General features: G+C 58.6%; 11 protein-coding genes and 1 pseudogene. 5 read left to right on the forward strand and 7 right to left on the reverse strand.

Annotated elements, in window-relative coordinates:
- The 3 genes and pseudogenes from VN887_02980 to VN887_02990 all read left to right on the forward strand — a co-directional run.
- Positions 1–176 (forward strand): long-chain fatty acid--CoA ligase (locus tag VN887_02980; protein HXT38965.1); only part of this gene is annotated, 176 nt, incomplete at its 5' end.
- A gap of 214 nt (positions 177–390) precedes the next feature.
- A pseudogene (locus VN887_02985) lies at positions 391–531 on the forward strand (DUF5679 domain-containing protein).
- A 71-nt stretch (positions 532–602) separates the two neighbouring features.
- On the forward strand, positions 603–1,778 hold the full coding sequence (locus VN887_02990) for a nucleoside-diphosphate kinase (GenBank protein ID HXT38966.1): 1,176 nt from the start codon (positions 603–605) through the stop codon (positions 1,776–1,778).
- Positions 1,779–1,828: 50 nt separating this feature from the next.
- Here VN887_02990 and mutT read toward each other — a convergent pair whose 3' ends face one another.
- Genes mutT through VN887_03010 form a run of 4 tightly spaced genes read right to left on the reverse strand, consistent with a single transcriptional unit; the run spans position 1,829 to position 5,076 of the window.
- A complete protein-coding gene (gene mutT / locus VN887_02995; GenBank protein ID HXT38967.1) occupies positions 1,829–2,236 on the reverse strand; it encodes an 8-oxo-dGTP diphosphatase MutT in 408 nt (135 codons plus the stop codon).
- Between the two features lie 57 nt (positions 2,237–2,293).
- The gene (locus tag VN887_03000) at positions 2,294–3,583 is read right to left on the reverse strand and encodes a UDP-glucose/GDP-mannose dehydrogenase family protein (protein HXT38968.1); all 1,290 of its coding nucleotides are present in this window, start codon (positions 3,581–3,583) and stop codon (positions 2,294–2,296) included.
- A gap of 50 nt (positions 3,584–3,633) precedes the next feature.
- Positions 3,634–4,302, reverse strand: a complete 669-nt coding sequence (locus VN887_03005; GenBank protein ID HXT38969.1) for an MIP family channel protein — start codon at positions 4,300–4,302, stop codon at positions 3,634–3,636.
- A gap of 3 nt (positions 4,303–4,305) precedes the next feature.
- A complete protein-coding gene (locus VN887_03010) occupies positions 4,306–5,076 on the reverse strand; it encodes a tetratricopeptide repeat protein (protein HXT38970.1) in 771 nt (256 codons plus the stop codon).
- 142 nt (positions 5,077–5,218) lie between these two features.
- Here VN887_03010 and VN887_03015 point away from each other — a divergent pair, with 142 nt between their 5' ends.
- The gene (locus tag VN887_03015; protein HXT38971.1) at positions 5,219–5,620 is read left to right on the forward strand and encodes an NADH-quinone oxidoreductase subunit A; all 402 of its coding nucleotides are present in this window, start codon (positions 5,219–5,221) and stop codon (positions 5,618–5,620) included.
- 98 nt (positions 5,621–5,718) lie between these two features.
- The gene (locus VN887_03020; GenBank protein ID HXT38972.1) at positions 5,719–7,152 is read left to right on the forward strand and encodes a phosphoglucomutase/phosphomannomutase family protein; all 1,434 of its coding nucleotides are present in this window, start codon (positions 5,719–5,721) and stop codon (positions 7,150–7,152) included.
- A gap of 16 nt (positions 7,153–7,168) precedes the next feature.
- On the opposite strand, the gene VN887_03025 is transcribed toward VN887_03020, so the two are convergent.
- The 3 genes from VN887_03025 to VN887_03035 all read right to left on the reverse strand — a co-directional run.
- The gene (locus tag VN887_03025) at positions 7,169–8,035 is read right to left on the reverse strand and encodes a type II secretion system protein (protein ID HXT38973.1); all 867 of its coding nucleotides are present in this window, start codon (positions 8,033–8,035) and stop codon (positions 7,169–7,171) included.
- Positions 8,036–8,118: 83 nt separating this feature from the next.
- On the reverse strand, positions 8,119–9,423 hold the full coding sequence (locus VN887_03030; GenBank protein ID HXT38974.1) for an MFS transporter: 1,305 nt from the start codon (positions 9,421–9,423) through the stop codon (positions 8,119–8,121).
- Positions 9,424–9,479: 56 nt separating this feature from the next.
- On the reverse strand, positions 9,480–9,750 hold a 271-nt coding region (locus VN887_03035; GenBank protein HXT38975.1), incomplete at its 5' end, for a hypothetical protein.

The raw sequence follows: 9,750 nt of genomic DNA on the forward strand, positions 1-9,750 counted from the left end.
AACCGGTCGCATTCGTGTCCCCAAACGAGGGCGTGACACTCGACGAGAAAACCCTTTTGCAATTCATTCGCGGCAGGCTCGCGGACTATAAGGTTCCCCGCCGCGTGACGTTTCTCCCCGCGTTACCGCGCAATGCCACCGGCAAAATCCTCAAAACCGCCCTTCGCAAGCTTTAGACGCCGCCTTGTGCTCCCTCCCAAAGGTTCCTTCCAAACCACGGAACCATTCCCGACATCAGACACCTATCCTTTGTATCATCAATATGTTAGCTTGACGCAGCTCACTGTGTTGACGGCCGGTTTTCCCTGTTGACGCTCCCAACTGGCCGCCCGTAAGCTATTCGCTCAATAGTTAACAAACCGCTGACCCGCGTGTTGCTCAGGAGACTTTATGGCCGAAGGATATTGCGTTAAGTGCAAAGCGAAGAAGGAAATTGTCGATGCCGTCGAGGAGTTGATGAAGAACGGCCGCAAAGCCATCAAGGGCAAATGCCCTACCTGCGGCACTGTAATGTTTAAGATCCTCGGCGGTAAGGCCGCGCCCAAAGCCATTGTGACGCCGAAAGCGCCGTCCGCCTGAGAGGGAACCGCATTTTCCTCCCTATGTCGCACGAGCTTGCCTACGTCATCATCACGCCATATTCGCTACACAAATCCCGCACCGGCGGCATTCTGGCCCGTTTGATCAGCCGGACCAGCCTCGAGATGGTTGCCGCGCGCATGTTCGCGCCCAGTCCGGAACTCGTTCAGGAGTACTCGAAGGTCATTGTCTCCACAAATGATCCGCAGGATCGTCGCATCCAGGAAATGATCCGGGATTATATCCTGCAAAATCTGTCTCCCGATCCCAAAACCAGGAAGCGACGGCGAGTCATGATGCTCGTCTTTCAAGGCGAGGACGCCGTGCGCAAGGTTCGCTCGGTCGTCGGGAACATTGGCCCCGACCGGCGAGGCGGCGAGACAATCCGCGACACCTACGGCGACCTGATCTTCGAAGAGCATGGCCAGGTCCGCTACTTTGAGCCGGCCGTCCTGGCCGCCCCGAACGTCGAGGAGGCCGCGATGAAGCTCAAACTGTGGGCGTGCCATTCGGACACAGACGGCGGATTGATCGCGGACACGATCGTTTATCCGCCGAAAGAAAAGCCCGAGCACACTTTGGTTTTGATCAAGCCGGACAACTTCCGCTTTCCGACCGGGCGACCCGGGAACGTCATTGATTTCTTCTCACGAACCGGACTCTACATCGTGGCAATCAAGGTGCATCGCATGAGCACCGCAGAGGCAATGGAGTTTTACAAGCCGGTGCGCGAATTCCTGCGCACGAAATTGAACGATTTGGCCGGGGCAAAAGCCAGGGCAGTGATTGAGAAAGAGCTTGGTTTCAAAATCCCGCCAAGGGAGGAGAAAGCCCTGGGCGACTTGATCGGCCCCCTTTCGGGTGACCAGCAGTTCGAGAACATCGTGAAATTCATGGCAGGCCGGGCGCCCAGCGAGTGCGATTCTGAGGCACTGAATCAGCCCGGCACGGAAAAATGTATCGCTCTAGTTTATGAAGGCCACGAAGCCATCCGCAAGATCCGCGATGTGCTTGGTCCGACGGACCCCTCAAAGGCGCCTCCCGGATCCATCCGCCGCGAATTCGGCTCGACCATCATGGTCAATGCCGCCCATGCCAGCGACACCGTGGAAAACGCGCAACGCGAGATGGGCATCGTCCGCATCGGCAAGGAAAACACCTTTCGCAAGGTCGTCGAAGAGTTTTACGGGAAGCTGTGAGACGTGCGATCGCCGGGACCGCGAGCAGATCTGCCCTTGCCGCGGAACGCCTATTTCCAAAATTCCGGCGAGACCCGCAACCTTTCCCGCAGCTTTTCGTCCGCCGGCGGAAAGGCGTACTCGCCCAGCTCTGCAGCCGTCACCCATGTGAAGGCATGGCAACCCCGGGCGCACGGTTCGTGTCTGCGCCAGGCGCACCTGAAGAATTTCAGTTGGACGATCCTCCCGGGATAACGATGAGTCACATCATCGAGCAGCATGCCGACTTCCACCTCAATTCCCAGTTCCTCGTTCAACTCCCGTCGCACGCATTCTTCAAACGATTCGCCCTCCTCGCGCTTGCCACCGGGGAATTCCCACAAGCCGCCGAGGTGATCGCCCGGCAGACGCCGGGTTATCAACAACCGCCCGTCGCGGAAAACCAGGCCGGCCGCAACTTCAATCAGAGGTTCTGACAAGTGGAATGAGAAGTAACGTCGGGCCGGGCCGGGATAAGGCACGTTGCCTCTTCCCCTTCACCGGCCTATGCTTTTGTAAATGAACCCCAGCCGTTCCATCTCTTTTGGATCAAAAAGATTTCGGCCATCGAACATGATCGGATGCGTCATGTCTTTTCTGGCCCGCTCAAGGTCCAGTTTTTTAAATTCCGGCCATTCTGTGGCGACGACCAGCGCGTCGCAGCCTTCCGCCACTGCATTCATATCCGCGACGTAAGTCACCTTCGACAGCACTCCTTTCGCCTTTTCCATCGCCTTCGGATCATGCACGCGCAGGACCGCACCCTCCTTTTGGAGCCGGTGGCACAAATCAATCGCCGGTGACATGCGGACGTCGTCCGTGTTCTGCTTGAATGCCAGGCCGAGCACGCCGATAGTCTTTTCCTTTAACACCCAGAGGGTATCCGTGATTTTCTTCACGAAACGCTCCATCTGCAGCACATTGATGTGTTGCACTTCCCGGAGCAGCCGAAAATCGTAACCCACCTGTTCTGATATCTTGATGAACGCGCTCAAGTCTTTCGGAAAACAACTGCCGCCAAAACCAAGCCCGGCGTCGAGAAAGCGCCGCCCGATGCGCGCGTCCATTCCAATTCCGTTGGCCACCTCCTGCACATTGGCGCCCGCAGCTTCACAAATGACAGAAATCGCGTTGATGTAAGAAATCTTGAGTGCGAGGAATGAGTTCGCCGCGTGTTTGATCAATTCCGCGGAGTTGATGTCGGTGACGACAATTGGCGCGTGGTAAGGCGCATAAACCTCCTTCATTGCCTGCACCGGACGCTCCGATGATACACCAATCACGACGCGATCGGGCCGCATGAAATCATCGACCGCAAACCCCTCCCGCAGGAATTCCGGATTGCTCACCACGTCGAACTCGACCCTGGCTTTGCAGTATCGCTTGATGGTCTCCGCCACTTTCTCGCCGGTTTTCACCGGCACCGTGCTCTTATCGACCACGATTTTGTAGCTCGTCATGGCCGCGGCGATGTCACGGGCAACGCCCTCGATGAAACTCAGGTCCACCCCCCCATCCGGCAATGGAGGTGTTGGTACCGCGATAAAAATAACGTCCGATCTGTCAACGCCTTCTTTCGTGCTGGTGGTGAAAGCGAGCCGGTCTTCGGATACATTCTTTTTTACCAGCTCGGCCAGCCCCGGCTCATAGATGGGAATGCCGCCTTCTCGAAGCGTCTTTACCTTTTCCGAGTCGCAATCAACGCAGACAACCCGGTGACCGGCTTCGGCGAAACAAGTGCCCGTCACCAGCCCGACATAGCCCGTGCCGACAATTGTAATTTTCATGAATACGCCGATTTGGACGGCCAGGCATCGTCGATGCGTTCAACAAAAACTCATTTATCCGGCTTGATCAAAAACCTTCCGTAAATGAGACCGGCCGCCGCGCCGCCAAGCATCGGACCCACCCAATAGACCAGATGATTGCTCCAATGAGCGCTGGCAACCGCCGGTCCAAACGTACGCGCCGGGTTCATCGCCGCGCCCGTCAGCGGCCCGCCAAACAGTATGTCCAGGGCAACGGTCAGCCCGATGGCGAGCCCGCCGATCTTCGGCGCGCGCGGATCCACCGCCGTCCCGTACACCACAAAAACGAGAAAAAAAGTCAGCACCGCCTCGATCAGGGTTCCCTTGCCGGCACCGATACCGCTCAGATCGGGAGTGCCGGCCGCAACCGCTTCGGCGCCGCTGTGCGCCGCATTGCCGAGCAGATTAACCAGCAGAATCCCCGCGACCACCGAGCCCAACAGCTGGGAAATCCAGTAAGCGATCGCCTTTCGGGCGTCGATCTGTTGGCCAACCCACAGCCCGAATGTGACCGCCGGGTTGAGGTGGCCTCCGGAAATCCCGGCCGTCGCCGACACCATCACCGCGATGGTCAACCCGTGGGCTAGCGCGATTCCCAGCAGACCCGGATTGGCGTTGATCGCGCCCACGCCAATGAAGATGAGCGCGAATGTCCCGATCAACTCGGCAACGCACTGTTTCAACAGGGGCCGTTGCATGATCTATTTTGTGTTGGCCGGTTTGGCCGGTGCCTGATTGGTCCCCGTCAACTGCGGCAAGGTCGCTGACGGGGGGCTCGAGACGGTCACCGGCTGCGACAGCGCGTTGGTCTTTGCCAGTTCAGGATGCTTTGACAACAATTGTTCGCGGCGCATCGCCGCTTCGCTGCTCCACCCGGACTGCGCGTTTGGCCGCGTCAGCTCGTCGTAAATTCGCAGGGCCGACGCAAAGTCGTTCCTTGCCTCGTACAGTCGCGCCAGGCCGAGTCTCGCCGGGGCAACAACGACGCTTCCCGTAAAACGATTCACCACGTCCTCATACGCCGCGAATGCCTCGTTCGTTTTGTTCATCGCATCCAGACATGCCGCCACACCCAGACCGGCGGTGGACGCCAGCGGATTGTCGGGATAATCTCGCAGAAAGTTTTCAAATTGAGTTTTCGACTCCGCGTATTTGCTCTCACGGAACAAGGCGTCCGCGGCAAACAGCAGGGCCCGGCCCGCGGCGCTCGTGCCCGGATGCGCAGAAGCCACCTCGAGAAACGCCTGCGCGCTCGGTTCCGCCCCGTTTTCCATGCGGAGACCCGGACGGTCCACCTTGAGCAGGGCGGCGCTTGCTTCAGCCTCGGACTCATTGTGATGCCACTGATAAATCGCATAGCCGCCGATCGCAAGAGCGACGACCGCGGTCCCGACCAGCAGCTTCTTTTTGTTCGCCTCGGCCCAGGCGAGCAATTCGATCATCCGGGTCGATTCGGTTGCTTGAGAGCCCATAAATTAAGGGGGCCGATGTTTGGGACGCACACCGAAAAAGGCAAGGCCGAAATCATTTGCGACTCTCGCTCTTCGTTCCCTTGATCACATTTGCGGGGCTTTGCGCTTGCCAACATCCGAAGGCATTTTCTAATTTACCTCCATGGATTCGCAGTTGGCCCAGTATATTCCGGTATTGATTCTCGCTGCGGCGGCGGTCTTATTCGCGGGCGCCACGCTCGTCCTTTCTGTTTTGGTCGGCAAATGGGCCAACAAAAACCGGCTCAGGTGGACGTCCAAAACGAAAAACGTCCCCTACGAATGCGGCATGTTGCCGATCGGGGAGGGTAACACGCGCCTTTCCGTGAAATTCCACCTCGTCGCGATGCTGTTCATACTTTTCGACATCGAGGTCGTGTTTCTCTACCCGTGGGCGGTAATTTACAGGGAAATGTTGAAGGAGAACGCCGGTCTGATTTTCGGGTCGATGATTTCGTTTCTCGCGATTCTGTTCGTCGGTTATGTTTATGCGCTGAAAAAAAAGGCCTTCGACTGGAAAAACTGAACTCCAATCTGCGACGATGTTGAGCTGTTTCAAGTCAACGAAAGCCCTGTTGATCGGCTGTGCCGCGGCATGATTCCGACGACACGGACAACCAGACCATGGGCACGATCAAGTTCGGGACGAGCGGCTGGCGCGGATTGATCGCGCGCGACTTCACTTTCGACAATGTTCGTCTCGCGACCCAGGGGATCGCCGATTATCTGAAGGCCGAACTGGCCGATGCCATCTCGCCGGTTTACGGCCGGAAACCAACCGTCATTCTGGGTCATGACACCCGTTTTTTGGGGCGTGAATTGTCCCTCGCCGCCGCCGAGGTGCTGGCCTCAAACGGCCTGACCCCCCTGCTCTGCAACCGCGACGCTCCGACGCCGGTCATCGCCCATGCAATCCGCGTCCGCAAAGCGATCGGCGGCATCAACATGACGGCCAGTCACAACCCGGCCGAGTATCAGGGACTGAAATTTTCGACACACAATGGCGCGCCGGCGACGCCCGAAGTCACGAAAAAGATCGAGATCAACATCGCCACACGGCTCGCCGAAAACTGGAATTTCAACGCAGTGGTTGTCGGCACCTTCGAGTGCAAAACGTTTGATCCACAGCCGGCCTACTTCAAACAACTGCGCAAACTGATCGATTTCGCAGCCATCAAGAAAGCACGGCTCAAGGTGGCCGTCGAGTTGATGTATGGCGCCGGGCGCGGTTATCTGGACACGTTGCTGAAGGACGCGGGCGCGAGGATAACGGTGTTTCACAACGAGTTAAACCCGCTGTTCGGCGGCCGTCATCCGGAACCGAACGCCGAGGGCATGGCCGAGGTGAGCAGGTTCGTTCGCAGTGGTAAGGCGCAGATCGGCCTGGGTCTTGACGGCGACGCAGACCGCTTCGGTATCGTTGACAGGATCGGAACGTGGCTGACACCGAACCAGGTGCTCGCCCTCGCCCTCTATCATCTGAAAAAGAACCGCGGTTGGTCCGGCGCGGTCGTGCGGACTGTTCCGACAAGCCATCAGGTGGATGCCGTTGCCGGATTGCTTGGCGTGAAGGTGCATGAGACGCCCGTCGGTTTCAAATACATCGGCGCACTGATGGAAAGCGAATCGATCATCGTCGGCGGCGAGGAATCCGGCGGCTTGAGCGTCAAGGGCCACGTGCCCGAAAAGGATGGCATTCTCGCCTGCCTGCTCATGGCCGAACTGGTGGCAATGGAGGGGAAATCACTTGGCCAAATCCTGAAAGAACTGGAAAAGAAGAGCGGTGAATTTCACACCGACCGGATCAATGTCAGGATTCCGGCGGAGAAAAAAGAGGCCTTGTTGAACAAACTGGCCGGAGGCCTGGCCTCCATCGGGCCATTCAAGATCGAAAAGTTTGTCACGACGGACGGCTACAAATTCCTTTTGCCGGGTGGTGAATGGGTCGCGTTTCGTGCCAGTGGCACCGAACCATTGATTCGATGCTACATTGAAGCGAAATCGCCCGCCCACATGAACCGCCTGCGGGCAGCCTGCCGAAAACTGCTGGAAAATTGACGCGCCCGGACGGCGTTTAATTCCGCCGGATGGAGGTTCGCTCGGAAAGCCAGATCATATCCTGATTGTTGGGTGACTGGACATCGAGTGGCATTTCGTAAAACTTAACGGGCACGACGGTGCGTGGGTCCCGCCATTTGCGGATTTCTGCGTGCCCGTCGGCGAACGAGATCCCCGCGGCCCCGTTATGATAGCTCGCCGGATAATCAATGATCCGCGCAGCAGCGGGGTTTTCCACCATCATGTTGGCGAAGCCGCCCGCGTTGATGCTGTCCGGGTGCTCATCCAACAGCACATAGAGTTTCGCGGGGCCGGGATCAGCTAGGTCGGAAGACTTGCGAAAGGTTTTGTAACGGGTTTGCCCGGCGGTCATGCCGGAGCCCGGCGGCAGCCATTCGCCCGGACCCCCCATCGCCTGGCTCATGGACATGCTGCGCACACGGGGATATTTGCGCCCTCCCAAAGTGACCTGGCCGATGTCCGCGGGGCACTTGTAAACGCCATACGACTGCAGATACGGGGCGAACCATGAGTTCGACGGATTCATGATCATGGCAAGATTCGTGTTGTCAGCCGGCCACGGTCCGGGCCAGCCCAGCCATCCGCCCACCCACTGGTAACGTTCATCCCGGGCATTGCCGGGCGCCGTGAGACGGTCGTCGTTATCCATCGGGTACATCAAGTGAGCGAGTTGAAGCTGTTTAAGATTGTTCATGCACGCGATGCCCTGCGCCTTGGTTTTCGCCTTGGCCAGCGCCGGAAGGAGCAGGCCGGCAAGGATGGCGATGATCGCGATGACCACCAGCAACTCAATGAGCGTGAACCCTCGCCCGAGGGAGCGCCCCGGGAAAACCGAAACGAGGTTTGATTTGGATCGGTCCATAGCAACCCGTGGAATACTGTCAGACATATAACCGGACCGGCACGCCGACGCAAACACGAAAAAAATAGTGGAAGGCCGGTTCGCTATCGAATCGTCCGGTCGCGTTGTCCCAGGACGTCCCGCTTCGCGAAGCAAATGACGATGACGAATATGACGGCTGCGGCCAGCAGGTATATCAAACCGCCGAACGCAATAAAGTGGCTCATGTTGGCGACAGGATTTTCGCGCGGGCCATGGTCCGCGTACCAGCCCGCCAGTTTTGTGGCCGCGGCGCCGCCAACCCACCCCACGGTATTCATGATACCTGCCGCCGAGGCGCGCGACCGAGGATGCACGACATCGTAAAGTGAGGCGAAAATTCCAGCGTCATAGAACCCCTTGCATAACCCGAAACAGATCATGGCGAAAATCAGGGTCCGCACGCTTTCGGTGAGACCCACCGCCGCAATGAAGCCCGCTCCCACCAGCAATCCGCCCGCCTGCGCAAGCATGCGTCCGCCCGCCAACCGCCGCGCGAGCCGGTCCGCCACAACCCCCGCCAGCGGCACGCTGAACGCGCTCGCCAGGTGAATATAAACCGCCCCGCTCAATCCCGCGGACGACAGTTCGAAATGGAATTTTTCCTTGAGAAATGTCGGCGTCCAGAAAAGGAAGACCGCTGCCACCGCATTGGCGCCGGCGAACACGGCCATCAGCGCGACTCCCGTGGGCGTTCTAAAAATGTCCCGCAGCACAACGCCAACGCGCGGCGAAGGCTCGGCCGTCGCCAGCGCTTCCGCCCGGCCCCGCCGTGGTTCGCGCAGGAAACAAAAGAGCGCAAACGCGACAACCACGCCCGCTCCTCCGAAGAAATAAAATCCACTGCGCCAGCCAAGCCGGACCGCGAACCACGCGCCCAGCCAGCTTCCGAGGATTGTTCCGGCGTAAACACTCGACTGATGAAACGACATCGCGCGCGACCGGGTTGCCGGGGTATGGTAGTCGCTCACCAGCGACATCGAGGCCGGAAAATAGAACGTCTCACCAAAACCTTCCAGCGCGCGCACGGAGACGAATTGCCACAGCTTGCCGCACCAGCCCGTCATCACGGTGATCAAACTCCAGAACAGACAGCCGCCAAGGATCAGATCCTTGCGACGAATACGGTCGCCGATGAAACCGGCGAGTGGCGCCGCGCCCGCATAAACCCACATGAACGCGGAGCCTATCATTCCGATGTCGTCGTTGGTGAACCCGAATTCCTCCTTCAGTTTCGGCGCCACTCCCGAAAGCGCCTGCCGATCGGCGTAGTTGAAAAAACAGACGAACCACAGCATGAACACGACCCACCATTTGTAACGCGCCGAAACGGAGGTTGAGGTGGACGGTTCTGCGGGGTCGGTTTTCAAGGTTTATGCGCGCCCGCCAGCGCGCGTCTCATACCGGCAACACTGCGGCGCGCGGGCTACTGGTAGTTCATCATGACGTTCGCGCCCGAGATCCTGACGTTCGTGATGGCCAGCGCCGGCGGTGCGCCGGAGCGGATGCGATAGAATCGCATGTTGCCGTTGAGCGGCGCCGTAATTGTGCGGGTCACGGTGTCAACGCCCGCCGTGTTATCGGTGGTGAAGGTCCCGCCGACGTCGGCGGAGGACTCAACGATGATCTGCGCCGTGACCACCGGCGCAAACACGAGATAATTCAAAACCATCGTGTACTTGGTGGCGTCTGTCTGC

Source organism: Candidatus Angelobacter sp., assembly GCA_035607015.1.
Lineage (GTDB): Bacteria > Verrucomicrobiota > Verrucomicrobiia > Limisphaerales > AV2 > AV2.